The organism is Marinagarivorans sp., from assembly GCF_982758155.1.
The window spans coordinates 1-25,053 of record NZ_CEXWTU010000020.1; the positions used below are offsets into that span (position 1 = coordinate 1).

Genomic DNA, 25,053 nt, shown 5'->3' on the forward strand with positions numbered 1-25,053 from the left:
TCAACAAGGTAGGGAGTACCCACTTTAACCGCACTATTATCTATATGATCAAAATAACGGACTACGCCATCGATAAATACTCGGAGAGTTTGCTCAGACATCATAGCCCTCCACCAACTCCATCAACGCGTCTTCTAATTGCTTTTCAGTGAACGGTTTACACAGAAAACCACTAGCGCCTTTTTGCAGCGCCGCTATCCCGGTCGCTTTATCCGACAAAGCCGACACAACCAAAATATGCAAGTCGGGGTCAATAGCAATTAATGCCTCAATGCAATCAATCCCATTCATCTCAGGCATCGTTAAATCCATTGTAATCACCTTGGGTTGCGCAATACCAAACTTCCGCAGCGCATCACACCCACTGCTCGCAGTGGCTACAACACAAAACTTTTTTGAGCCCTCATTAAAACGATCAATCTTTCGGCGAATTACATTAGAATCGTCCACAATCATCAACGGTAACATACCCACCCCCTAAGCCACCAAACGCTCAGCATTGGGAGCCGGTAATGTGATAACAAAGCGCGTGTACAAGCCAGTTCGACTCACCATTTTTATTTTCCCACTATGCGCCCTAACCCATCTAAGTACTGCGACCATACCAATCCCCCTTCCTGCATCATCAGACAACACGTCAGCAGCGCTGATATCAGCAATAAAAATGAGTGATGCCAACTTCGACGGTGGCCAAGTTTTTATATCACTGGCAGCCCAACGTTTTGAAGCCAACGCTTTTGCACGCAAAGCGTCATAATCAACCCCAGCCCCATCATCCTCCACGACAACCTCCGTCGCACCGTCAGCCATTACCGCTATACGAACATCAACCCGCCCCACCGCTGTTTTTTTCGCCTTAAGTCGCCCGGCCGGTGCTTCGATGCCGTGAATAACACTATTGCGTAGCAATTGAATTAAGACAGACTTCAAACCACGAATGAATTCATCCTCCTTAGCGCTCAAATCATTCAATCCCGAACACACAAGATCGACAAGTTTATCCCCTCGATTAGCCACGCTACCGACTAAATCATACAGCGGCTTCCACTGATCAAAATCCACAACACTCACAGCTCGAGTAGAACTATACTGAGCCATCTTCTCGACCAAGGCCTCCACCTGTTGGGTATAGCCAATCATTTCATCTAAAAAAACAGTCAGACTTAAAAAGTCATCTCCCGACAAGTCAGGTTTACTTTTTAATCGAACAATGCCGGCTTCAAAGGTAGTTGCGCGTGCAGTAAAGCTCTCTAGCTGAAGCGCCATAGCATTGCCTTTAAAAGAATGGACCTCTACAAAAGTATCATCAAGTTTCAATTGCATAGCCGCATCAGACTTGGATGGCGCCTTAAAAACTTTATTAATACGATTATAAAAACCATATGCATTAGCAATAAAGTCCTGCAAAAGTAATGGATTCACATGCAGTAAGCCGGACAGTAGCTCCACCTGTTTTGATGTGTTTTCGCGTGACGCGCCTAGCTCGCGCGCTAATAAGACTTGCGCACTAACATCATCAACCGTCACAAGTACATGAGAAATATTCCCGCCCACTAAAGCCCGAGAAAACGAGAAACTAAGGTACCGTATCTCCGGAAGCCCCCCTTCCTGGCGGAAAGTCACCTCGACCTCGTCAAGGGGGTTCAAATCGCCAATGAGTTTTTCTTTGACCTTCGGATTGAACAATAACGCAACAAAGTCAGCCGTTGTTTGCGCTTCTTTTTCATTAACAAGCCCACCAAGCACATCAAGTAACGATTTTTCATGTAAAGCTTTTACACCAATAATCCCCTCTAATGTTTTTGAATACTGAGAACCAATGGATAGGTCCTCGGAAACCAAAAAAAGACCCTCGTTCACTGTGTTTAAGATCTCTGTAGTTTCATTTTTTGCCGCCTCTAATACTGCATCACTTTCTCTAAGTTGGCGGATAAAATGAAATAAAATAAAGAAAAAGTTTAAAATTGCCAAAGAAATTCCGACAGTTTGGATCCAGCGCAGTCGATTAGCTTTTGAAGTAGCAATATTTTCAAGGGCGACGGTAAAATCATTCATCAAGACCAATATTTGAATATTATGCTGCCGAGCATACGCCAACGCGGCCGCCAAATATTCCGCCGTCAAGTCGCTGTTATCCCCAACATCAATCAAGGCTAAAATAGACTTTTTATACTCTGTCCAATATCGGCCTGCAGTTGCAAGCGCACGCTTTGCCGCCTCATCGGTAACCGCAGACAGCGTAACTGATTCACCAGAAGCCCCTTTCGCTAGCCCTCCAACATTAAAAGCATGCAAGGTATCGTCAAACAAACGAGAACTTAACTCGAGTTCTTTTAGTGTTGCCGGATCAAACATGGCATCACGGCGGTGCTCAGCCTCCAACGAATAAAGCGTTTTTGCAACTCGCTGAGACAACATTCGCTGCCGTCCCGCCAAGTTAACATCAACAGCGTCATCTGCAATTTGAAAGGATATAAAGAAGTTAAGCATTAAAACTGATGCATCCAATAGGATAAATAGTGCAACAGAAATCAATACCCCCCGGTATTTACCGACATTAAACCGACTAAAATACATTAACAGCCCCCATAGCTACGTTTAAGACATTACGCATTGAGCGATAAACATGCCAAAGTGAACCCGGAGATAAAAGTGTTCGTTATTAAGGTTAAAATGAGGAAAAACAAAGAAATTTAATGGATATTACTGCAGTTGTCTTTATTCGCACCACAAACGTTACTCAATCAAAGACTTTTATGCATCAAAAAAAACCAACACAAAGGAGACGCACTAATAGCACGCACCCAAAAAAACAGCTTTCATCTAAAACCGCTGCTCCGCACGCAACAACACCTGATAATTGCCCGCATCTTTTTTATAGCCCGTTGGGGCCGCAAAATCTATATGTACAATATTACTGACATGGGTCTTACTCGACATGATCCGTAAGCCCACACCCGCATTACTCAGAAATTCGCCATCATAACCACCGTTATCAATGACAAAGTGGTTGTTATGTAAAACAGCAACATCCACATACCCCACCCAGCCTACTCGAATAATATTTAAGAGGTGCCAGTCGGTATGGTAACGATATTCAAACGAGCCTCCGTAAACTTTATTGCCCAACACATAATCTGCCGGGTACCCGCGCACTAACGCAGCCCCCCCCAAACTCAAAGCATCATGAATACCGGCAACACGGTTTTGTCGGTAGGAACCTATAGCAACAAAGCGCTGCCGATCATCAAGCAGCCAACGATAATCAGCGGTTAATAGCGCAGAATAATACGTCGAATTTTGATCGCCAAGCACAGAATCATTTTCTTCGTAACGAATCACATCAACAGAGGACATAATTGAAAATAACGCGCGCGGAAGAGAGAACAATTGCTTATACGACCCGCTGCCGACAACCGCCGCGCGCTGATTATTTTTTTTAGGGCTGTACCCCAATGATGCCAACCAATACGCGCCAATACGTAAATCTTCAATAGACTCGATGTAGTTGATGTTTTTCATAACAACATAATCGGTGGACTGATGCTCTAGGGCTAACCACGGAAAGCTTAGGTCATCTAATCGATCCGGTGATAAAGCTGCCGTACCCGAAAAATCTTCATAGCTCTCATGCCGCTGGGTAACCCCCGCATAAATGCGACTAACGCTTCCGGCATCAAAGCGCTGCTGAAATGCCGCGTACACCGTCTGCTCATGGGCCTCAACATCATAAGCTGCCACCTTCACATCATTCTGCTCAGTCGTAACCCGCGCGCGATTTCGATCTACACTAAACTCAAAAGACGAGACGGTAGCATCGGTATAAAAAGGTTTTGCAAAACGGAAAGAGCGCGCATAGCCATCTGAATTATCACTAAGGCCAAAACTTAACGACAGTGGCTGCCCCAAGAGGTAATCTTTCTCAAAACGATAAGCAACGGAACTACGATCATCATCCTTCGTCAACACCACGGATATTTCACTGCCTGAGCCTAAGAAATTACCTTCAACCAAGCCAACTCTCGACTTAGTCTCCCCCCCCTCTCGGCTACCGCTAACAATCGGCTGCGTAGTCCACGCATCTTTAGTCACCACCAACAAGTGAACCTTATTTGCACAGGCGGCTACCGGCATAATATAAGCATCAGACAAATACGATCGAGCCCGAAGATTCCTCTCGGCCTCAGCAACTGCTGCAGGATCTAACACATCCCCCTCCGAAAACTGCAACTGAGGTCGCAACGTAGATTCTCGGGTTCGCATATTCAGAGAATTAACAAGTCCGTACAGTGCATTATTTTCATCGGGGTTTGATGCATCAAAAACATCGACACGATCAAACTCAATGGTCTCAATAACCATTTCCTGGAAATCATAAAAACGATTATCTGAATGACGGTTAGCCAACAAGCGCTGTTGATATTCTTGCCTAGACACATCAAAAGACGAGCAGGGAGAAAGAAGAGGAACCTCGGCGACCCAAAGCATCTGCGCATACACAGACACAGTTGGCGCATAAAGTAACAATATGGAGCCAAGTAGCATGCACTGCTTCGCAATGACACGCGCAGCGCAAGGATAGACTTGCGCTCGCTCAGTGAGGTTATAAACTAAATTCACAGGTCAACCATTCTGACTACCAACTTTCCAAAAGACATAGACATAGACATGATACGTACTTTGCTTAAAGGATTTACAGTACTTCTTATCGTTTTGGCCATCATTATTGCTTGGGCCCTCACCATCAATAAACCTCAACAACAAAGCTTTCAGCATTACAGTCTGCCTAAAAACATACGTACACTCCAACAAAATTGGACTGCCGATATACGCCAGCAGATGAGTCACACCAGCTTTGGGTCACAAATCATCCCCCTCAGCTGGATCATAAACCTAGAGCACCCCTTTAGTTCGGGCCTACTAATTGACCCAAAACACATGCAAGCCTTCGGCTTTATTCCCCAGCAACACGCCACTAACAACACCTACGGGCTCCCCCTAGGGTTCAGCGTGGACACCAAAAACGAGGAGCCTTGGGCCGGACTGACTTGCACAGCTTGCCACACAGCCTTAATAGAACATAACGAACATCAAATCCTGATTGATGGCGGTGCAGGACAACTGGATTTCGCGCAGTTTGAGCAAACACTCTTCAGAGCTGTGGCGCGAACATTGCTTGAAAGACCACGCCTAGAGAAGCTCGCCAGAGCCATCCCCAATACCCCAATAGATCAACTAAAGCAGCAGCTCTCCCAATGGCACGGGAATATGAGTAAACACTTAGCCATCAACAAAGTAGAAACACCTTATGGCTATGGCCGCTTAGACGCGTTCGGAATCATATTCAACGCCATTGCTGTAGAAGCGCTTGGCATCCCAACTAACGTTCGAAGCCCCGACGCGCCTGTCAGCATCCCCGTACTGTGGGACGCCTCGCACCTGAATGTTGTACAGTGGAACGGCTCGGCCCCTAACAAAGAGCCCGGACCTTTAGGGCAGAACGTACCCACCGCCATTGCTGTATACGGGAACCTATCAATAAAACCCGACTCCTTTGGCGGCTATTCGAGTTCTGTCAGGGTAAAAAATCTGGGCTACATGCAAAATCGCTATTACAAACTCACCTCTCCATCATGGCCAGAAAACTTACTCGGCGAATTAAACCAGAAGCAACTGAAACAGGGTGAGATGATTTATAGGGAATACTGCCAACGCTGCCATTTAATAGCCGATAATCATGCCGCTAATCGCCAATACGTGGCAACGCTCATTCCGGCTGATGTAATAGGTACTGATCCGGTGATGGCGAATAATTTTCTTGACCGTAGAGTGAGCAGTGGCTTTTTGGCCGGCAAAAAAATGGCCATTATTGGCGGCCCAAAACTTGCCGAAGAAGTCGCCCCAATAGATCTAGTTCTGAATGCTGCTGTCGGCGTCATGCTTAAAAAGCCATTTAATACCCTTAGTGCTTTAGCAACAGAATTCGAAACTAACTTACCAAGCTCAGCGATCGAAAATAAAAAAGTCTACAAAGCCCGGCAACTCAATGGCATTTGGACCAGCGCACCCTACCTGCACAACGGCTCGGTACCCACACTCTGGGACCTACTCAATACCGCCGATCAACGCCCTAAGCTGTTCTACACAGGAAGCCGTCAATTGGATGTTAACAAGGTGGGCTATCAATCGGCTATCACAAACGGTACGCCTCTACCGGCATCAACAACGCTGTTCGATACCGCACTATACGGTAACAGCAATGCAGGGCACGAGTACGGCACGGCATTAACCGATGGAAATAAGTCGGCACTTATCGAATACTTAAAAAGCCTATAAGGGAGGAGAACATAAATTAGGGCAGGATTCTGCCCTATCACTAGGCGCTTAAAGAGCATTATTTAGCGCTTTGAGCGACGAAGATGCAGGGAGTAGAAAAATATTTTCGGATGATGAATTACTTCGCCAACCCCAATATATCTATCGGTCATACTCCACATCGGTGTTCGCGTCACCCGTCATCAATTGCTGAATAATGGTCTCAATATTTTTATCCATAAATAAAACAGCATACAGCGCCTGTACCAACGGCATGTAAACGCCTAATTCGTCCGCCTTTTGCTTAACGGTCTTTAATGTATTCACACCCTCAACCGCTTGACCAATATCATTAACTGCCTGCTCTAATGTCTGCCCTTTACCTACGGCATAACCCGCACGATAGTTCCGGCTCATATCCGATGTACACGTAAGAATTAAATCCCCTACTCCTGCCAGACCAAGGAAGGTCATCGTATCGGCACCCAAACAATTAGCGAACCGACTCATTTCAGCCAAGCTTCGCGTCAGAATCATCGCCAATGTGTTTTGGCCGCAACCACGCGCAGCTGCCATACCAGTGATAATGGCATAAATATTTTTTAAGGCGCCGGCCAGCTCTACACCATAACGATCGGGATTGGAGTAAACCCTAAAAGTACCCGAAGAAAAAATACGAGGCACCAACTCAAGAACATCGGCATGCTCACTAGCAATAACGCTGGCGGTATATTGATTATTGACGATTTCGGCGGCGAAATTTGGGCCGCTTAAAGCCCCTATTTTGACATCACCCAGCTCCTGCTCGAGCACTTGGCTCATCAACGTAAAGCTGCCAATCTCAATCCCTTTTGTCGTACTCACGACAATCGTTCCCGGTTTTATTAAGCCGGAGACTTTTTGAGCAACCTCTCGAAAAGAGCCACTCGGTATCGCAATAACCACCAGATCACAGCCTTCAACGCATTCGGCTAGATTACTGCAAAACAACAAATCTTGATGTAATTGATAATTGGGCAAATATTGACGATTACAGCGTGCTTGACGACACTCCTCAGCCCGAGCCTCATCGCGAATCCATAGCCTTGCGAGGTGTCCATTCGTCGCTATGATATTGGCAATGGCTGTACCAAAACTACCACCACCCAAAACAGCAACACGCTTTACATCTTCAGGGTTAAGAGTCACAACTTATCCTCATCAATTTTTATCATCAGGTAAAACATAACAAAAAAAACCCCGAGAGCTCATGCTACCGGGGTTTTAGTGCGGCCATTTTAAAAGTTAATGGCTTAGCTCAAGCAACAATTTATTGAGCCGTTGAACATAAGCGGCAGGATCATTCAAGCTACCGCCCTCGGCTAAACTCGCCTGATCAAACAACACTTTAGCCAAATCTTCAAAACGATCTTCATCGGGCTCTTGATCTAACTTTTTCACCAATGGATGCTCTGGGTTTAACTCAATGGTAGGTTTGTTTTCAGGAACAGCTTGACCAGCCGACTCCAACAAACGGCGCATTTGCGCACCCATTTCATCATTCGCCACAACTAAACATGCAGGAGAATCAGTCAAACGATGCGTAATGCGCACAGCAGTTACATCATCCGCCAACACTTTTGTCATACGCTCGATCAAACCTTCAAGCAACTTCTCTGCATCTTCTTGTGCTTTTTTATCTTCTTCTGTTTCAGCTGCACCAAGGTCTAACTCACCCTTACCTACATCTTGAAACGATTTACCATCATACTCATTAAGATGCCCCATCAACCAATCATCAACACGATCAGTTAACAACAAAACTTCTATGCCTTTTTTCTTAAACACTTCTAAATGAGGACTATTCTTTGCTGTTTTGTAATTTTCAGCAACAATATAATAAATTTTATCCTGCCCTTCATTCATCCGCTCAATGTACTTATCCAACGACTGATCTTGGTTGTTGGATTCACTCACTGTTGAGGTAAAGCGCAATAATTTAGCAATTTTTTCACGGTTCGAGAAATCTTCTGCCGGCCCCTCTTTTATTACCTCGCCAAATTCAGACCAAAAACCTGCATATTTCTCTGGGTCTTTTTTAGCCATTTTTTCTAGCATATCAAGCACACGCTTTGTGAGTGCAGATTTCATGCTATCAATATTAGGGTCTTTCTGAAGAATTTCACGGGAAACATTCAAGGATAAATCGTTAGAGTCGACCACACCTTTAATAAAGCGCAAATACAACGGTAAAAACTGCTCTGCTTCATCCATAATAAAGGTGCGGTGAACATACAATTTTAAGCCACGCGCAGCATCACGATACTGAATATCCATGCCTGCCTTAGACGGAACATACAGTAAACTGGTATAGTCCAACTTACCTTCTACGCGGTTATGACTCCACGTTAACGCATCTTGATAGTCATGGCTAATGTGCTTGTAAAACTCATTATATTCTTCATCTTTAACTTCACTACGCGAGCGAGTCCACAGTGCCGTGGCGCGGTTAATGGTTTCGTCTTCTGGTGCTTTTTTCTCACCATCCTCTTCACCTTCCGCCTGCTTCTCCATAACAATGGGCAACGATATGTGATCAGAATATTTTTTGATGATAGAGCGCAAGCGGTAACCATCGGCAAAATCTGCTTCATCTTTCTTCAGATGTAAGACTATTTCAGTACCACGCTTTCCTTTATCAACTGTTGCAACGGTGTAGTCGGCCTCACCTTTACTGGTCCAGTGCACACCACTTGCAGCATCGTCACCAGCACGACGAGTAAACACTTCGACTTTATCGGCAACAATAAACGCAGAATAAAAACCTACGCCAAACTGGCCAATCAGTTGCGAGTCTTTTTTCTGGTCGCCCGACAAATTCTGTAGGAACTGAGCTGTGCCCGACTTAGCGATTGTACCTAAGTGAGCAACAACCTCTTCGCGGTTCATACCTATGCCATTGTCGCTAATGCTAAGTGTGTTCGCTTCTTTATCGAACGTAATACGGATACCTAGTTCTGGATCATTTTCGTACAGCTCACCGTTGGCCAAAGCTTCAAAACGAAGCTTATCCGCAGCATCGGAGGCATTTGAAATCAACTCACGTAAAAATATTTCCTTGTTGGAATAAAGCGAGTGAATCATCAAATGTAATAGTTGTTTGGCTTCGGTTTCAAAACCTCGTGTTTCAGCTGCTGCTTCGACTGTCATTATCCGGCTCCTATCATTGCAGTGTTTTGTTTTTGCATAAGAATGCTAAGTGCTCGCAAAGATGGGGTTAGGCATTATGAATTTCAAGGGTACCGTTTTGATTAATGGCAATCATAAACGCTGAACACCTGCTCGCCAGCAGCAATAACGCCTTTAGCAACAATCGTATCCCCACCCATAACGGCCGCCTGATTCTTTGCCAGGGTAATAAGTTCGTTTGTTTGCTTCTGCTCCGAACGACCTACTACAACAATTTTCGATAATGTTTTTGATGTTGTGTCACCAATTTTACGGCAGCCACCTACCGCTTGCGCTTTAACCAATGCAACATATTGAGAGTCTACGCTTGGGCTCACCCAACTACACGCTACCCCGACCACCGCTGAAGACACTATTATTACGGTGCGACTAACAACAGATTTGACTTTCATAAGACTCTCTTTCATCTTGCGTTTAAGTTTAATTTTTCACAGCACTAATCTTTCTCGAGCGATCGACCGACGTCTTTATAAAGGTTTTGAGCTTCTTCGATAAAGGCTTTAGATTCTATTGCGGGCCTCATATTACTGGCTGGTGCCACCAGCACTCGCTGATAAGGCACGCTAGAGCCCGCATCGGGGCTTTCTACACGCTCGATAACGAGATTCAACACAATAGCTCCAGGCACTAGCAACGCTGCGCCAATGCGACCCAACCGAGATAGGCGCGTAGCCATCCCCACGCTGATCAACACTGCGACAAAAAATACACCTGCCGTCAGCATTTTATTGGCAATAAACCAAACCTCTTCAGCAGGTAGATGATAAGCAAACCAAGGCACGGCAAAACCAAGCACTGATAAGACTGCAGCGCCCACGCCTGCAATCAGCACCTGTGTAATTAAGCGGCCGTCACCGCGCAAAGCACGCCCAGCCAACGCCCAGCCAACACCATAGGAAAATACCGCTGCCACCGCATACAGCGACTCCAAAGCATAACGCTTTAAAGCCGTATCCACAGGCAAAGTTAGATAAGACTCTGCAATACTTAAAGCCGCCAGCAACAACGCCATCAATACAACAATTGGCCAGGCGCTTACGGCATAAACGAAACGATGTCCGAAAGTTAGCGCTTCTGCCTCAGGAACATGATGCGCGCTATGGCATACCCTCAACCGTGTACGCCCAACAATAATGATGTCGCCACTTGTCAGCTGAGCCTTACCCTGCACACGGTACTTTTTACCGACAGCGGGTTCAATGAAAACACCATTTTTGGAGCCCCGATCAACGCATAGAATACCGTGCGTTAACTCATCAATACTCAACTGCACATGCTGCGCATCAACAAACGGATCATCAATAATTAGAGATTCATTAAAGCCACGCCCAACATTAATTGTCGTATCTGAAAACTTAGCCAGCGCCAATGCATGATTAGACCGATTAATACGCTCTACAATGAGGGCCATGCCAACACCTCCGAGAAATGCGCCAAAAACTGCTGCGCAGATTCCTCAGTTACACCCGATAAAGTGTAATGTCCCATCACAGACTCCTTCGCATGATCGACAGAAACAGCCATATAAAAAGCATCATATAAACCCTTAAGCTTTTTATAAGGGCGAAGACAGTAACTCACTCGAGCAGTCAAACCGTGAGTATTAACCACTTCACGATCCAAACACTGGAAAGGACCCAGCTGATCAATAGGCCCGCGATTAGCAGGCATAGCATGGCCTGTATCGTCAGCCAAATACTGATACACACTAAAAGAAGGCCAGTTTTCCGCCTCAAAAAATAGGTACTCGTACTCCATATAACCCGTATTAAAGCCGTGAGCCAAATACAGAGATTGCCCACTGTGACAGCCACGGGTTACAGTAAAAGTCTGTGTTTTTTTATCTTTATTACTATTACCCCAGCATTCCAACCAAGGTAACGGCGAGCTTGCAATAGTTACCCCGCCCAAGGCAGCACTCTCCCAAGGAGTATCTAAAGCTGCCGAGATCATCGCGGATGTATGCGCAGCAATCTGATTTTTAATACTCAACAACAGCGTTTCAGTCATTGCCCCACTTCGGTATTTTGATAGCAACGCCGTTAATGCATGCCCGGGCACCAAAAAGCCAATTTGATTACCGGAGGTGGCCACATTAACACCCACCACCTGCGAATTTTTGTTCACCACAGGCCCGCCACTCATCCCAGGATTTATCGCACCGCTAAAATGAATTTGATCGATAAAACGGTGTTCCACTAAGCCATTAAAGTTACCTTCAACAACCGTCATGCCAATATCGTGTGGATTACCCAATGAATAGAGTGTTTCACCTTTGGCCGGCAAAGTAGACTCCAAAGTGAAAGGCCGCCCCAGCGTAACAGGCAGAACTTGGTCTTGATCAACGAGGGGATCTGCGTTGCCTACTAGCTGATTAGGCTCTGGCTCAATAACGGCCAATAACGCCAAATCATAAACAGCGTCGACAGCAACCACCGCCAAAAGTAATGCCTCGCCATCTTTTTCTATTTCGATACGGTATTTGTCGGGCTCAAATATTTTGGAAGAAATGACATGATAATTAGTCGCCAATAACGAGCCATCAGCAACAATAAAGCCTGTCCCTAAAGACGCTCGGCTCCCGGACGCTAATTCAATAATGCGCACCTGAAACACGGATTCCTGAAATGCCGCATAAACAACAACGGCATCATCTGAAGCCTTTGCACCAACGCCCAGCAGAGCCAACAAAAAAAGTACAACCCGCAAACCACTCTTTTTTATGCCTTGCACAGTAACGCCCCTACTATATCCATTTAAATGACCTACAGTTACTGGCTGTAAACCTTGCCCCAAGGGCGAGGAAAACCAGTTAAATTCAGTTTCGCACCAAGTAAAAAAACAACCACCACAAGCGTGCCGCCAACAGCACCCCACAAGTGGGAGTCCACCGCGACCAAACCGCCAATGGAGGATAGCAAATAGGTATTATCGAAATTCGGCATTTGCTCTAAAATGATTTTACCCACCAAAAAGGCACCTAACAAAAATGAAAAAACACGACTTTCCCACCAATACCATATAACCCCGGCCGCATAGAAACCGTAAATGGCTCCAGAAAAACCGCGATAACTCATGGCATCCGTAGCCGTTAGAACTAACCCAAGGCTTATACAGAAAGGCAAGATCAGCAATAGTGCGATTAAAATGCGACTTGGCAAGAAAGCGACAACTAGCAACCAAAGCACAGCGCACCCAGCAACGTTCATCAACGCATGAACAGCACCCAAATGTACATAATGCGCACTAAACCAACGATACGACATCGGCTCCAAGGGTCGCAGCTCTAAATATTCTAGTACACCCTGAGGGCATAGCCCCAACCCCATCAAGATTACACAAAACACAAAAAAGGCCACGTGTTTATAACGCGGCTGAGCCGGGACAATTAAACCAACCATTGACGTTAAAGACATTAGATTAAAAGGGTAAAGGCATGGGCTGGCCATTTAATACAGCCTGCCCTTTTTCATAATCCAGTACGACTTTATAGCGCTGATTGTGAAGCGTTATAAATTGTTGCGCGACTATTAAACCGATCAATTGCTCAACCTGCTCATCACGCATGGAGGTAAACTCTTGTTTAGTCAGGCTCGTGCTCCCCTCTTGCGCCATCATTTGACTCTCGACATAACGAAGCGCTATCTGTTTAACCACGGCCTCATCCGCATTAATATTTAAATTAAAAATAAGGTAGGGTAATAAAGCCATAGGATTCTGCGGATTAAGACTACCGGCAGCCAATGCTGGCCCGTCAACAGACAGAAGTGACTCGGCCGAAAAAGCCCCCTGAGGAGAGTCAAATTTAAACGCGTCCACTGCAAGCGACGGTGAGGATGGCAATAATTGCTGCAGCACTAACAGCCCAATATGCTCCTGCCAAAAACTAGGGCCCGCATCAGCTGGCGCAGCGGCGACAATATTTTGGTACTGCTCGATAAAGGCCAAACTAATATCGGTATAAGCAAGATCTAATACCATATTTTCTAAATCAACTTCCGCGCCTGGGACAAGTAACGCCTTTAATGAAATGGATGATCGTGTACTAAACAAAGTTTCTGCATCGTCCAGCCAGGTATCGCCCGTTACAGACAATCCTTTCGCAACAAAACCAGCCAACTCTTCATTTTGATTTTTCGTTGATATCTTCCCTGCAGAAAACTTAAACGTGGAGGGAGCCACATTGGCACTTTGCAACTTAGCTAAGTTAACGGATATATCGCCAGCTGCCTTCTCTAGGTTAATAGCTCCTCTAGCAGGATCGCCTACAAAATTAATAGCAGGAACATTAAACGCATAGGTTAATACGCGATCAACTCCAATATGGCCTTCGCCGCTATATGATTCAACAAGGAGCCGAGCATCCCCCTCGTGATACTCAAATGGCAACCAGCGATCACTAATAAATGTTGTTCCCTGCAGCGCCATACGAGCGGTTAATTGATAGATGGGACCATCCTGCGTAACGGTTAGTACACGCTGTAGATAAGCCTCATCTTTATCCAACAAACTCACCTGCAGATGAAACCAACCTAAATCCAGTTTATCGCCAAGTAATAATGGGCCGTGAGAAAGCTCAACATTGAACGGTAAGGCAATATCCGGAGATTCAGACAACGGCTTAACCCCCTTAAGCACAACATTAAGCACACCACTGCTATTGAACCAACCACGATTATATTTCTCCCAACTTGCACCATAGCCAGGAAGGCCATCCACATAGTTGGCCATGCTTTCCATATAACGCTGTGTTTGCCACCCCATATAGCCAGGCACAGCAATCATCAACGGGACAACCAAAAATAAAACTACTGATAAAAATTTTTTCATACCTATTTACGCCGCGCTTAACGCCCAAGCAACCCTTTTAATTGATTAATCGTTGCTTTTGAGTCATCCCCTAACTTTTCCTCAAGCTTTGCTTTCACCTTATCTTCCACCTCAGCTTTAGCCACTTTCTTAAGTTTAGCTTTAGCCACCTTTTCAGCATTATCCAAAATGGGCTCTAAAATGGCTACCGCTAGCTCACTCGCAGTCAAACCGTGATTACCGCCTAAATTATTTCGTTCCAACGCTGGTATGTCTAAGGTAAAGCTGCCGTAGCCCTCAGTTAATAAACTCATACTATTGTTTTTAAACGACAAATGTTTCAGTACAAACCTCGGCTCTTGATTTGCGCCTGTGGCACTTGTTTTATCCGCTGAAGCCGCCGAAGCGTGCCTGTTCGTGAACTGCTTTATGGCATCGTGCAACTGTTGAATATTGGTCGTTAACCCTTTCTGCTCAGCAATCAGGCTAACCCCCTCAAGAGTTATGTCATCCAAAACAATAATGCCTGAACTTAAACTGCTAGGTTCTACCTTCACTCTAAGTACATCCACCTTAAAGGCATGCGGCGATGTAAAACCTTTTGGGTTTGCAACCTCAAAATCATTAAGCTCGGCCAACCCTTGTAACAGCTTAATATTCACTCCGCCTAAATTAACTGGCGTTAGAGTAACCTCTGGGCCGTGAGTCTCGACCGAGCCTTCCACAATACCCTCCAAATTCATTACCACCGCGAATACAGCGCCAACAACAAGCAACACCACAAAAAAAACGATCGCGAGTGTGACTTTTACAACTTTCATAGATCCCCCCTAAATAAACCACAGACAAGCCCATAACGAGACTTTTTTGTTTGACCGATAACGCAATGAACCCGCTGTCGAGAAAGTTAACAATGCATGCATATTCCGCTAACTTAGCTCAAATAGACATAACTATAAAATGAAAACCTAACGTAAAACCGTCGGAAATTAACCCTAAAATCCCATTAACCAGGCAGCCACTATAGTGCGCACACCAGTGTGAATCAGCAAGTTTTTAAGCATAAATAAAGGCATTCTCCAACTACCACCCAAAAAACATCCAGCCAAACCAACGATAGCTAAGCCTACCACTAATCAGAAAAAAGCCGAATATGCACACTAAGCAACCAAGGTGGCACTACTTCTGCTTACACCTTATTGCAAACTTCACTATAACGGCCACAGCGGTGTCTTTTACAGACCGCAGGCAATAGCTTCTAGTCGAAATTTGTCATGTTTTGCCATTATTAACGTCAATCAAAGTAATGCAGCGCCTCTTCGATTGAAGCTATCAAGAATAACAATGAATAATGAGCACTGCCCAAACACTGCAATATCTAGGTAAAAAAGCACCACCGGTGAGACTTAAAAGTACATTTCGCGGGCTAGATCACAACAAACGAATTGATTGCCACTCGCTTATTGCTGCATTATTGCTTACCAAAAAACGATTTGATATAAAAGAGGACAAGGAAAGCCCAGAAGTATTTGGTAAGGATCGTTAGCTGCAATCTAACCCCACTACCAAGACAATAAAAACTGCTCGGTTCAATGTAACCACAAAGGGCAAAAAGTCGCACCACCGGGACAAACGAAATATGAATAATCTAGCTGAACAGTACAGCGATGATGCAATCGAAAAGGATGGCATTTCACGCGTTGAGTGGGTCTACAGAACCCTTAAACATTCCATTCTTACCAATGAGTTTTATCCGGGCTATCAGGCACTTGAGCCTGAGCTCGCCAAAAGCTTAGGCGTCAGCCGAACCCCGGTAAGAGAAGCACTCATTAGACTCGAGAACGAAAGGCTCATAGAGCTTATACCTCGCCGAGGCATGCGCGTTATTCCTCTTGTACCCGAAGACATGCGAGAGATCTACCAATTGCTTACTAGCCTAGAAGTAACGGCTGTTGAAATATTGGCCCGCAAGCGCCCTGCTCGCACAGAGCTCGCCGAGCTAGAGCAAGCCATTGACAAGATGGAAGCCAGCCTCGCCGAGGATAACCGCGAAGCTTGGGCTGACGCCGACGATAGTTTTCACCGCCTAATAGTAGAGAGCTGCGGCAACAACCGCCTCGCATTAATGGCTGCAACTCTTCGCGATCAAGGCCATCGTGCGCGCTTAGTCACACTAAAGTTGCGAGAGAAATCGACACAAGCGACGAAAGATCACCGCGGTGTTCTCGAAGCCATTATTGCTGGGGATTGGGCCACTGCAACGCAAACCCATGAGGCGCACCGCCGCAATGCAGCCGCCGCGCTTGTTAGCATACTTGAAGATTTTAAGCTTCCGCATCTCTAGCCACCCCGGTGAACCAGAGGACATAAAAAAGGCGCTAACAGCGCCTTTTTTTATGTTTACATATTCGGATAATTAGGGCCACCGCCACCCTCTGGCGCCACCCAGGTAATGTTCTGAGCAGGATCTTTAATATCGCATGTTTTGCAATGCACACAATTTTGCGCATTAACCTGAAAGACTTGGCCCGCTGCGGCCTCAACCACCTCATACACCCCTGCAGGACAATAGCGTTGCGCAGGCTCATTAAATAGCGGTAGATTTTTTTCCAGCGGAACAGACTCATCGGCCAGTTTTAAATGACTAGGCTGATCCTCTTCATGATTCGTATTCGACAAAAACACCGAGGATAATTTATCAAAGCTCAGCTTCCCATCGGGTTTAGGGTAAGCAATAACAGGACATTCACTCGCCGGCTTTAACGTGGCGTGATCTGGAACAGTGTCTGACAGCGTCCAAGGCAGGCAGCCGCTAAATATATTCATATCGACAAAAGCATAAGCACTGCCAAGCACATTACCCCAGCGATGTTGCGCCGGGCCAAAATTGCGTTGCGCATGAAGCTCGGTATAAGCCCACGATGCTTTATAGCCCGCATCAAAAGCGATTAAGTCTGTATTTTCATACCCAGCCTGCAGCGCTTCGCAAATAACCTCCGCCGCCACCAAACCCGATTTCATTGCCGTATGCGAGCCTTTAATTTTTGCAAAATTCAATGTGCCGGCATCATCACCAATTAATAAACCACCCGCAAAATGCATTTTAGGCTGCGACTGAACACCGCCTTTGGTGATCGCTCTTGCGCCATAGGCAACACGCTCGCCACCTTCAAGATGTGCCGCTATGCTGGGGTGATGCTTATAGCGTTGAAATTCATCAAAGGGACTCACATGCGGATTACTGTACGACAAATCGGCGACTAAACCCACAACCACCTGATTATCTTCTAGGTGATATAAAAAGCCGCCGCCATTCGTGCCAGACTCATCCAATGGCCAGCCAGCGGTATGTACAACCAGCCCCGGGCGCGACTGCTCCTTACTGACCTGCCACAATTCCTTTATACCAAGCCCGTAATGTTGCGGCTCCTTACCCTCATCAAGATTAAAGCGTGTTATCAGTTGCTTACCTAAATGCCCCCTACAGCCTTCAGCAAAGACTGTGTATTTAGCATGTAGCTCCATGCCCGACGCAAAACTTGGCTTAGCATCGCCACTTTTAGAAATCCCCATATCGCCAGTTGCCACACCATAAACACTGCCATCTTCTCGATATAAAATTTCACTGGCGGCAAAGCCCGGAAATATTTCTACCCCCAACGTCTCAGCTTGCTCAGCCAAAAAGCGGCATACATTACCTAGACTCACAATGTAATTACCCTCGTTACGCATGGTCTTTGGCGCGAAAAAATGAGGGATTTTTTTACTGCTGGTACTGTTTAACAGTAAAATTTCATCGTCGATAACACGTGTCTTTATGGGTGCACCCATTGCTTTCCAGTCTGGAAACAGCTCCTCTAGCGCCCTAGGCTCAAGTACAGCACCCGATAAAATATGCGCGCCCACTTCAGAACCCTTTTCTAAGACACAAACGCTCACCTCAGAATTTAACTGCTTAATTCGACAGGCCGCGCTCAAACCGGCAGGGCCGGCACCCACAATAACCACGTCGTAAGGCATGGAGTCACGCTCCACTTGTTGCTCATCACTCATTACCGTCTCCTCAAGCCAAGGTTATTTCACCGATATTGCGGCGCCACATAAAATTCAGAAATACAAATATACCCCATGAGTATAAGAGCCGCATAAGGGGCGAGGCAATAAGCTGGCTGCTCTGGTAAAACTTAAGCAGCTTGCACGCCGCTATTTGCCATTTAGTTATGGCATGATCCGGCTATACTTCATCAATAACCCCTAAACACTGAACAAGAAATACCGCGAATAATGCAGTGTGTACAAGTCGGCCATTAACCCGTTAAGCTGGCAACACAATATCAAGATCCACCGTATCGGGTATAGCCCACTATAGTAATGCCTATAAAAACAGTAGGAGTATGTTAAATATGAAAATACTTGTGCCCATTAAACGCGTTGTGGATTACAACGTAAAGGTACGCCCAAACGCCGACGCTACTGGCGTAGATATCGCCAACGCTAAAATGTCCATAAACCCTTTTTGTGAAATCGCTGTTGAGGAAGCTGTACGTTTGAAAGAGCAAGGCATTGCCTCTGAAGTCATAGTGGTTTCAGCAGGGGACGCCAAATGCCACGAGCAACTCCGCGCGGCAATGGCTTTAGGGGCAGACAAAGCCATTCATATTGATGCGCCAAATACCCTCGAGCCGCTCGCCGTAGCCAAAGTGCTCAAGGCTATTATAGATCGCGAAGCGCCTCAGCTAGCCATACTTGGCAAGCAATCTATAGATGGCGACAATAACCAAACAGGACAAATGTTGGCAGCACTTTGGGGCACGGGCCAAGGTACTTTTGCCTCGGAAGTTAAAATTGAAGACGCAAGCATGCTGGTAACGCGGGAAATTGATGGCGGCCTGCAAACGGTTAAATTATCGCTGCCGGCTGTAGTGACCACAGACTTGCGCCTAAACGAACCGCGCTACGCCAAACTGCCCGACATTATGAAAGCCAAGAAAAAACCACTCGAGACAATCACTCTCGATGAGCTCGGTGTCGATAGCGCATTGCGCGTAACCACCCTAAAAACCGCAGCGCCAGCACAACGTCAAGCCGGCATTAAAGTCGCCAGCGTAGACGAACTTATCGATAATCTCAAAAATAAAGCGAAGGTGATCTAATGAAAACACTCATCATTGCGGAACACGACAACACAACCTTCAAAGCCGCCACGTTAAATACCCTTGCAGCCGCCAACGCCATTGGCCAGCCGATTGACATCTTAGTGGCTGGATTTAAGTGCAATGCTGTTGCTAACCAATTAAAAGATGTCGCAGGCATTACACAAGTACTTCTTGCCGATAGCGAAAACTACCAACACCAATTACCCGAAGAAATTGCGCCCTTAATTATCGCCAACGCCGCCGACTATGGCCATATTTTGGCTCCCGCCACAACTACCGGTAAAAACCTAATGCCGCGTGTTGCTGCGCTTCTTGATGTCCAATCAATTTCTGATATTCAAGCTGTTATCAGCGCAGACACTTTCGAACGACCTATTTATGCAGGCAATGTCATCGCAACAGTTCAAAGTAGTGATGGTATTAAAGTATTAACTGTTCGCACAACTTCGTTCGACCCCGTGGTGGAGACAGGCGGCACGGCTACTATTGTGCCACTGGGCGCACAACCGGCGAGCGGGCTTTCGAACTTTGTTAGTGAGACCTTGGCGAAATCCGACAGACCCGAGCTTACTGCAGCTAACGTGGTCGTTTCTGGCGGCAGAGGCTTAGCTAATGGCGAAAACTTTGAGCTACTTTACGCCCTTGCAGACAAACTCAATGGGGCTGTTGGTGCTTCTCGCGCTGCCGTTGATGCCGGTTTTGTGCCCAACGATATGCAAGTCGGGCAAACTGGTAAAATTGTCGCGCCAGACCTTTATATCGCTGTGGGCATCTCCGGTGCGATTCAACACTTGGCAGGCATGAAAGAGTCGAAAATCATTGTCGCCATCAATAAAGATGAAGACGCCCCTATCTTTCAAGTCGCCGACTACGGTTTGGTTGCCGATCTTTTCGATGCCGTACCGGAACTCACATCGAAACTGACATAGGCACTCATGTATTGCCGACCGCTTAAGCTGCGGCTGGCAATAAGAGAATTCCCTCTAGCGCCAACCAACACTTGGTCTGGCGCTATTTTAGGGTAGAATCGCCCTTCCTCACTCGGCCAGCGCGTGATTATGCTTAGCTTCTTTACCCCGCAACTTAAAATCCAAAAGAACCGTCAAGTTCTCCGTGAAACTGACGAACGCATGGCAAAATATAGCCGTCGCGGCCTGATGAGCAATTTCATCATCTTTTTATTGTGCATGGCCGTCGGCAAGTTTGTCGATATGGAGCCGGGCATCGCCATCGCGCTGTCTATTGGCCTCCTCATTACAACTATGCTGAGGGGCTACTTATTAATTCGCTTTGACGCCCTTTACCCGCGCGCACCCGGGCTATGGCGCACGCGCTACTTTTACGCCACATTGCTCGGCGCCGCTTGGTGGGGCCTTATCGTCGCAATAGAAACACTAACCGTTGGCATCGAAAACGAAGGACCGCTGCTCTGGTTATATACCATTGTATTTTTCTCAATGACAGCCAACGCATTCGCCCCGTACAAGCAATTTTTAACGGTCTACCAGCTGCTAGGACTTGTACCTGGGACATTTTGTTTGCTTTTCACTGGCGAGATGACCGGCGTTATTTATGCCGTCGTGGTGACATTCTTCATTTGGCTACTGCATCATCAATGTGAACAAACAGCCGACACTTATTGGGAACGCTTAGAATCAGGCGCTTCACTCGAACGTAAAACCGAATCACTCGAGGAAGAAAAGCGCGACACTCGTGCCACCGCGCAGCTGCATAGAGACTACATGCTACTCCTAAAAAAAGAGCTGGAAGAACTCCTAAACACTAAGCGCTCACGGCGCACAGAAGATAACACTACGCCAAATACTGCCCAAGACAACCCCGAACAAAACACCATCATTAGAACTGTAAACGCCAGACGCCCTCGACTGCATCAGCTTCACGCTAACGTGAGTGATTTTTATCAAATTCTGACAAAAGATATCGACTTCAACGCCTCCATATTTAACCCCAAGGCTCTATTGCAGTACATCATTACGCAGTACAGCCACGACGCCAGCCAAAAAAACATTGATATTGAACTCGTCTTTTCGCCGAACCTTCCGCACTTAGTACTTGGCGACACTCAGCGCCTCGGGCAAATAATCCAAAGTATGATGAACGCCATCGTCATCCAGCTGGATGAGGGCGCGTTATTTATCGATGTGGAATACATACAAGAAAGAGGGAAAGCCGGCGAGCTAAGCATTGCCGCCAACCACCAACCCAATAGCCAGCGCACACTTTTTAATGCGCAACAGGCCACTGGCATTCAGCTTAATTTAGAGCTCGCACTCGCGATAGGTCTAGCTGAAGCGCAAGAAGGCAGCCTTGATGTCACCTCTAATAATCAAGGGACACAACTACGCTACCGCTCTGCCTTCGCCGACAAAGCGAAGGAGACCATTCGAGAAAGCGTAATCCCGGCCCTTAAAGGCAAGCGTATTCTGCTTGTGCACGAAAACCCGCGCGTTTTAGATTCCAAACGACAAGAGCTCGGCCGGCTTGGACTAACAGTATCAACAGAAACACTGTTTAAACGCGGCTTATCTACCTTACGATCCGCCATCGGCAACAACACGCCTTTTTCCGCTATTGTCTTCCATAGCCATGCCGATCCCAAAGCAAGCGCCGACTTCAGCCGTGCTTTACTGGCCGAGAATGACTGCAAGCTTATCCCTCAAATTATAATGGGTTCCAAGAGCGCTCGACAACTCGAAGATTTTTCCGACATCATCGCCAGCCCCTATGTTCACTGGATAAACAAACCCGCCGTTATCGATGATTTTAAATTATGCTTTTGGGAGCTGTTTAATCAGGATGAACAGCGCGTATCTTTAGAGCAAGAATCCACGGCCATTATTGCTACAGAAATCCCAGAATCACTGATCGATCAACTGACGCAAGAAGGGCTGTCTTGCCAAGCTTTCTCCTCAATGAAACTTTTCCTTAGTGGCACAGAAAAAAACAACTTCCAGCATGTTGTCTTCATGGGTTCCGAGAATCGTGATAACAATGACTACAGCAAGCTCAGGGAATCCTGCCCCATTATTAACATTGTCGCTAGCGATAGCCCCGAGCAAGCTCAACAACATTTAGAGCACGGCGCAGACCACTTTGTATCAGAACAAACTATTAATACTCAGCTTGCCACACTGATAAAAGCGCTCACCTAATAATTGAACGCTTGACTTAACTCACCCCGTGCAATAACGTACTAGCACATGAGTACAGCAAAAGAACATCAAGCACTGCAAGCCAATCTTATTGAGCATCTCATCTCTGCACGGACTAACGCACAGATGTCAGAGATGCTCGAGGCCCTGCTCACCCCCGGTGAGCTGCAAAATATTGCAACCCGCTTAGAAATCGCACAACTACTAAGATCAGGTATGACGCAGCGTGATATCGCCAAACAACTCGGCGTTGGCATAGCCACCGTTACTCGAGGCTCTCGCGAGCTAAAAGCCGGAAAATTTAAGGTCCAGTCATGATTCAATCCCACGCCATCCCACGAAAACCTCATTACATCAGCGTTGAGGGTGTCGACGATTTTTTTACCCTTTTCAAGAAAATTGAAAAGCATTATTCAACCTGCTTTTTTCTTGAGTCACTCGGTGAAGATAGCCACATTTCGCGCTATTCAGTCATTGGCTTCGCGCCAAAAAAACTTATTTGGGCTCAAGGAAAAACACTGACAATCGAGAATAGTGACGGCACACAAGAACACCACGATAGTGATAACCCGTATTATCTGTTACGTGAATTAATCCCGCAAAATATCTTAGCGCGTAAATACTCAGGCGGGCTTACAGGCTACATTGGTTACGACGCCATGAATTACTTTGAGCCTTCACTTAGCGTTCAAGCTAGCGAACTCTTCGAAGCGTTTAAGTTTGGCTTGTATGAAGACGGCCTAACACTCGATAAAATGACGGGAGAAGTTTCCTATTTTTATTACACCGACAATCGCCTAGAAGAAATAAAACAACTTATTAATAGTCAGTACCCTGGTGATGGCGCACTAAAAATAACCCCACTGGGCGATACAATGACACGGCAAGATCACGCCGACGCCGTTGCAAAAGTCAAACACGACATCATCGAAGGAAAAATTTTTCAGTGTGAGGTAGGCTTTAAAACGCGTTTTGAAATTGCTGGCGATACCATCAACATCTACCAAGCACTGCGCGAATCTAACCCCTCGCCACAAATGTATTATTTAAAATTTGATGATCAAAAAGTGATTGGCGCAAGCCCAGAGCTGTTATTCCGTTTACGCCAAGGGGAAATGGAAACCTACCCTTTAGCGGGAACCACCAAGCGCGGCGCCAATGCAGACGAAGACCGAGAGCTGGCGAAAACGTTATTAAACGACCCCAAAGAAATCGCCGAACATAATATGTTAGTCGACTTACACCGTAACGATATCGGTCGCGTTGCAAAATTTGGCACCGTCAAAGTCCGCAATCTTATGGACATAAAACGCTTCAGCCACGTACAGCATATTTCGAGTGAGATTGTGGGCATTATGGCCGAACAGCACGACATGTTCTCCGCCCTTGCTAGCAACTTTCCTGCAGGTACGCTCACGGGGGCACCCAAAATTGAGGCCATGAAAATCATCGACACCCTAGAGAGCGAAGGTCGCGGCCCTTATGGCGGCGCTGTAGGCCACTTCGGCTTTAATGGCGACTGCACCTTTGCCATACCCATTCGAACTGTTTTTAGTAAGGGCGAGAAAGCTTACGTGCAAACGTGCGGTGGTAATGTCTACGATTCTAATGCGGCCGATGAATACCAAGAAATACAGCGGAAATTTGCCGGTACTAATAACGTATTAAAAATGTTTATGTCAGTAGACGAGGATAAATAATGAAAGTTTTGATTATTGATAACTTCGATTCGTTTACTTACAACCTCTACCAATACATTGGTGAGATTCTGAGCGAAGAACAACACAAAAACACGATTGAGCACTTTTCAATACAGGTAAAGCGCAACAATGAGCTCACCACTGAACAAATAAAAGCGTTCGCACCAGACCGTATTATTATTTCACCAGGGCCAGGTTCACCGGATGACCCGAAGTATTTTGGTATCTGCGCAGAAGTCATAAAAACACTCGGGCAAACCACGCCGTTACTAGGAGTGTGCTTGGGAATGCAAGGCATCGCCCATGTCTTTGGCGGGGATGTTATTAAAGCCCCACTGCCCATGCACGGAAAAACTAGCGCAATCACACACACTGAATCAGGTATATTTTTAAACACACCCAACTACATTGAAATAATGCGTTATCACTCCTTAATGGCAAAGCCCAATAGTTTACCGCCGTGTTTAAAGGTTACAGCCATTGTAGGTAAACACTCGCTAGAAGACTTAAACACCTGCCTAACAAGCGAAAACCCCGTAGAGATCATGGCAATTCAACATGACACCTACCCCATCTATGGCATTCAGTATCATCCTGAATCCTTTGCAACAGAGGGCGGGAAAGAACTAATCCGAAATTTTTTATTGCTCACCTAGTACATACGCGAGTCAG

Annotated in this window: 21 protein-coding genes; 9 read left to right on the plus strand and 12 right to left on the minus strand. The window is 46.2% G+C overall.

Features of this window, described 5'->3' with window-relative positions:
* Positions 1 to 93 precede the first annotated feature (93 nt).
* The 3 genes from AC3A8L_RS04170 to AC3A8L_RS04180 form a co-directional block, all read right to left on the minus strand.
* Positions 94 to 468, minus strand: coding sequence for a response regulator transcription factor (locus AC3A8L_RS04170; protein ID WP_487960975.1), 375 nt, complete (start codon positions 466 to 468; stop codon positions 94 to 96).
* A 9-nt stretch (positions 469 to 477) separates the two neighbouring features.
* Positions 478 to 2,577, minus strand: a complete 2,100-nt coding sequence (locus AC3A8L_RS04175; protein ID WP_487960976.1) for a type IV pili methyl-accepting chemotaxis transducer N-terminal domain-containing protein — start codon at positions 2,575 to 2,577, stop codon at positions 478 to 480.
* Between the two features lie 246 nt (positions 2,578 to 2,823).
* Positions 2,824 to 4,620 (minus strand): BamA/TamA family outer membrane protein, encoded by a 1,797-nt coding sequence (locus AC3A8L_RS04180; RefSeq protein WP_487960977.1) that lies wholly within the window; start codon positions 4,618 to 4,620, stop codon positions 2,824 to 2,826.
* A gap of 48 nt (positions 4,621 to 4,668) precedes the next feature.
* Between AC3A8L_RS04180 and AC3A8L_RS04185 the strand changes: the two genes are divergently transcribed.
* Complete coding sequence (locus tag AC3A8L_RS04185) at positions 4,669 to 6,336, plus strand: di-heme-cytochrome C peroxidase (RefSeq protein ID WP_487960978.1); 1,668 nt, start codon at positions 4,669 to 4,671, stop codon at positions 6,334 to 6,336.
* Between the two features lie 141 nt (positions 6,337 to 6,477).
* Here AC3A8L_RS04185 and AC3A8L_RS04190 read toward each other — a convergent pair whose 3' ends face one another.
* From AC3A8L_RS04190 to AC3A8L_RS04225, 8 genes are all read right to left on the minus strand, one after another.
* Entirely contained in the window at positions 6,478 to 7,503 is a 1,026-nt protein-coding gene (locus AC3A8L_RS04190) for an NAD(P)H-dependent glycerol-3-phosphate dehydrogenase (RefSeq protein ID WP_487960979.1), read from the minus strand.
* A 96-nt stretch (positions 7,504 to 7,599) separates the two neighbouring features.
* Positions 7,600 to 9,504 (minus strand): molecular chaperone HtpG, encoded by a 1,905-nt coding sequence (gene htpG / locus AC3A8L_RS04195; RefSeq protein ID WP_487960980.1) that lies wholly within the window; start codon positions 9,502 to 9,504, stop codon positions 7,600 to 7,602.
* Positions 9,505 to 9,605: 101 nt separating this feature from the next.
* Entirely contained in the window at positions 9,606 to 9,935 is a 330-nt protein-coding gene (locus AC3A8L_RS04200) for a DUF4156 domain-containing protein (RefSeq protein WP_487960981.1), read from the minus strand.
* Positions 9,936 to 9,979: 44 nt separating this feature from the next.
* Positions 9,980 to 10,954 carry an FHA domain-containing protein gene (locus AC3A8L_RS04205; protein ID WP_487960982.1) on the minus strand — a complete coding sequence of 325 codons (975 nt, stop codon included), beginning with the start codon at positions 10,952 to 10,954 and terminating at the stop codon, positions 9,980 to 9,982.
* Positions 10,939 to 12,276, minus strand: a complete 1,338-nt coding sequence (locus AC3A8L_RS04210) for a S1 family peptidase (RefSeq protein ID WP_487960983.1) — start codon at positions 12,274 to 12,276, stop codon at positions 10,939 to 10,941. Before AC3A8L_RS04210 ends, AC3A8L_RS04205 begins: the two co-directional genes overlap by 16 nt.
* A gap of 38 nt (positions 12,277 to 12,314) precedes the next feature.
* Positions 12,315 to 12,992 (minus strand): rhombosortase, encoded by a 678-nt coding sequence (gene rrtA, locus AC3A8L_RS04215; protein WP_487960984.1) that lies wholly within the window; start codon positions 12,990 to 12,992, stop codon positions 12,315 to 12,317.
* Complete coding sequence (locus tag AC3A8L_RS04220) at positions 12,964 to 14,373, minus strand: DUF945 family protein (protein ID WP_487960985.1); 1,410 nt, start codon at positions 14,371 to 14,373, stop codon at positions 12,964 to 12,966. The genes rrtA and AC3A8L_RS04220 overlap by 29 nt, the downstream gene beginning before the upstream one ends.
* Positions 14,374 to 14,390: 17 nt before the next feature.
* A complete protein-coding gene (locus tag AC3A8L_RS04225; protein WP_487960986.1) occupies positions 14,391 to 15,173 on the minus strand; it encodes a hypothetical protein in 783 nt (260 codons plus the stop codon).
* A 530-nt stretch (positions 15,174 to 15,703) separates the two neighbouring features.
* Between AC3A8L_RS04225 and AC3A8L_RS04230 the strand changes: the two genes are divergently transcribed.
* Complete coding sequence (locus tag AC3A8L_RS04230) at positions 15,704 to 15,898, plus strand: hypothetical protein (protein WP_487960987.1); 195 nt, start codon at positions 15,704 to 15,706, stop codon at positions 15,896 to 15,898.
* 93 nt (positions 15,899 to 15,991) lie between these two features.
* Complete coding sequence (locus AC3A8L_RS04235) at positions 15,992 to 16,696, plus strand: GntR family transcriptional regulator (RefSeq protein WP_487960988.1); 705 nt, start codon at positions 15,992 to 15,994, stop codon at positions 16,694 to 16,696.
* 56 nt (positions 16,697 to 16,752) lie between these two features.
* On the opposite strand, the gene AC3A8L_RS04240 is transcribed toward AC3A8L_RS04235, so the two are convergent.
* The gene (locus AC3A8L_RS04240) at positions 16,753 to 18,405 is read right to left on the minus strand and encodes an electron transfer flavoprotein-ubiquinone oxidoreductase (RefSeq protein ID WP_487960989.1); all 1,653 of its coding nucleotides are present in this window, start codon (positions 18,403 to 18,405) and stop codon (positions 16,753 to 16,755) included.
* 350 nt (positions 18,406 to 18,755) lie between these two features.
* On the opposite strand from AC3A8L_RS04240, the gene AC3A8L_RS04245 reads away from it, so the two are divergent.
* From AC3A8L_RS04245 to AC3A8L_RS04270, 6 genes are all read left to right on the plus strand, one after another.
* Positions 18,756 to 19,505 (plus strand): electron transfer flavoprotein subunit beta/FixA family protein, encoded by a 750-nt coding sequence (locus tag AC3A8L_RS04245; protein WP_487960990.1) that lies wholly within the window; start codon positions 18,756 to 18,758, stop codon positions 19,503 to 19,505.
* The gene (locus AC3A8L_RS04250) at positions 19,505 to 20,437 is read left to right on the plus strand and encodes an electron transfer flavoprotein subunit alpha/FixB family protein (RefSeq protein ID WP_487960991.1); all 933 of its coding nucleotides are present in this window, start codon (positions 19,505 to 19,507) and stop codon (positions 20,435 to 20,437) included. The genes AC3A8L_RS04245 and AC3A8L_RS04250 overlap by 1 nt, the downstream gene beginning before the upstream one ends.
* 129 nt (positions 20,438 to 20,566) lie before the next feature.
* A complete protein-coding gene (locus AC3A8L_RS04255) occupies positions 20,567 to 22,681 on the plus strand; it encodes an ATP-binding protein (protein WP_487960992.1) in 2,115 nt (704 codons plus the stop codon).
* A gap of 48 nt (positions 22,682 to 22,729) precedes the next feature.
* A complete protein-coding gene (locus AC3A8L_RS04260; RefSeq protein ID WP_487960993.1) occupies positions 22,730 to 22,999 on the plus strand; it encodes a Trp family transcriptional regulator in 270 nt (89 codons plus the stop codon).
* Positions 22,996 to 24,381, plus strand: a complete 1,386-nt coding sequence (locus AC3A8L_RS04265; protein WP_487960994.1) for an anthranilate synthase component I family protein — start codon at positions 22,996 to 22,998, stop codon at positions 24,379 to 24,381. The genes AC3A8L_RS04260 and AC3A8L_RS04265 overlap by 4 nt, the downstream gene beginning before the upstream one ends.
* The gene (locus AC3A8L_RS04270) at positions 24,381 to 25,037 is read left to right on the plus strand and encodes an anthranilate synthase component II (RefSeq protein WP_487960995.1); all 657 of its coding nucleotides are present in this window, start codon (positions 24,381 to 24,383) and stop codon (positions 25,035 to 25,037) included. The genes AC3A8L_RS04265 and AC3A8L_RS04270 overlap by 1 nt, the downstream gene beginning before the upstream one ends.
* Positions 25,038 to 25,053 lie beyond the last annotated feature (16 nt).

What these genes read in the sequence shown, in the direction of transcription:
- AC3A8L_RS04170 (WP_487960975.1), bottom strand. Translation starts at nt 468, where the DNA reads ATGTTACCGTTGATGATTGTGGACGATTCTAATGTAATTCGCCGAAAG.
- AC3A8L_RS04175 (WP_487960976.1), bottom strand. Translation starts at nt 2,577, where the DNA reads ATGTATTTTAGTCGGTTTAATGTCGGTAAATACCGGGGGGTATTGATT.
- AC3A8L_RS04185 (WP_487960978.1), top strand. Translation starts at nt 4,669, where the DNA reads ATGATACGTACTTTGCTTAAAGGATTTACAGTACTTCTTATCGTTTTG.
- htpG (WP_487960980.1), bottom strand. Translation starts at nt 9,504, where the DNA reads ATGACAGTCGAAGCAGCAGCTGAAACACGAGGTTTTGAAACCGAAGCC.
- AC3A8L_RS04200 (WP_487960981.1), bottom strand. Translation starts at nt 9,935, where the DNA reads ATGAAAGTCAAATCTGTTGTTAGTCGCACCGTAATAATAGTGTCTTCA.
- AC3A8L_RS04205 (WP_487960982.1), bottom strand. Translation starts at nt 10,954, where the DNA reads ATGGCCCTCATTGTAGAGCGTATTAATCGGTCTAATCATGCATTGGCG.
- rrtA (WP_487960984.1), bottom strand. Translation starts at nt 12,992, where the DNA reads ATGGCCAGCCCATGCCTTTACCCTTTTAATCTAATGTCTTTAACGTCA.
- AC3A8L_RS04220 (WP_487960985.1), bottom strand. Translation starts at nt 14,373, where the DNA reads ATGAAAAAATTTTTATCAGTAGTTTTATTTTTGGTTGTCCCGTTGATG.
- AC3A8L_RS04225 (WP_487960986.1), bottom strand. Translation starts at nt 15,173, where the DNA reads ATGAAAGTTGTAAAAGTCACACTCGCGATCGTTTTTTTTGTGGTGTTG.
- AC3A8L_RS04230 (WP_487960987.1), top strand. Translation starts at nt 15,704, where the DNA reads ATGAGCACTGCCCAAACACTGCAATATCTAGGTAAAAAAGCACCACCG.
- AC3A8L_RS04235 (WP_487960988.1), top strand. Translation starts at nt 15,992, where the DNA reads ATGAATAATCTAGCTGAACAGTACAGCGATGATGCAATCGAAAAGGAT.
- AC3A8L_RS04240 (WP_487960989.1), bottom strand. Translation starts at nt 18,405, where the DNA reads ATGAGTGATGAGCAACAAGTGGAGCGTGACTCCATGCCTTACGACGTG.
- AC3A8L_RS04245 (WP_487960990.1), top strand. Translation starts at nt 18,756, where the DNA reads ATGAAAATACTTGTGCCCATTAAACGCGTTGTGGATTACAACGTAAAG.
- AC3A8L_RS04250 (WP_487960991.1), top strand. Translation starts at nt 19,505, where the DNA reads ATGAAAACACTCATCATTGCGGAACACGACAACACAACCTTCAAAGCC.
- AC3A8L_RS04255 (WP_487960992.1), top strand. Translation starts at nt 20,567, where the DNA reads ATGCTTAGCTTCTTTACCCCGCAACTTAAAATCCAAAAGAACCGTCAA.
- AC3A8L_RS04260 (WP_487960993.1), top strand. Translation starts at nt 22,730, where the DNA reads ATGAGTACAGCAAAAGAACATCAAGCACTGCAAGCCAATCTTATTGAG.
- AC3A8L_RS04265 (WP_487960994.1), top strand. Translation starts at nt 22,996, where the DNA reads ATGATTCAATCCCACGCCATCCCACGAAAACCTCATTACATCAGCGTT.
- AC3A8L_RS04270 (WP_487960995.1), top strand. Translation starts at nt 24,381, where the DNA reads ATGAAAGTTTTGATTATTGATAACTTCGATTCGTTTACTTACAACCTC.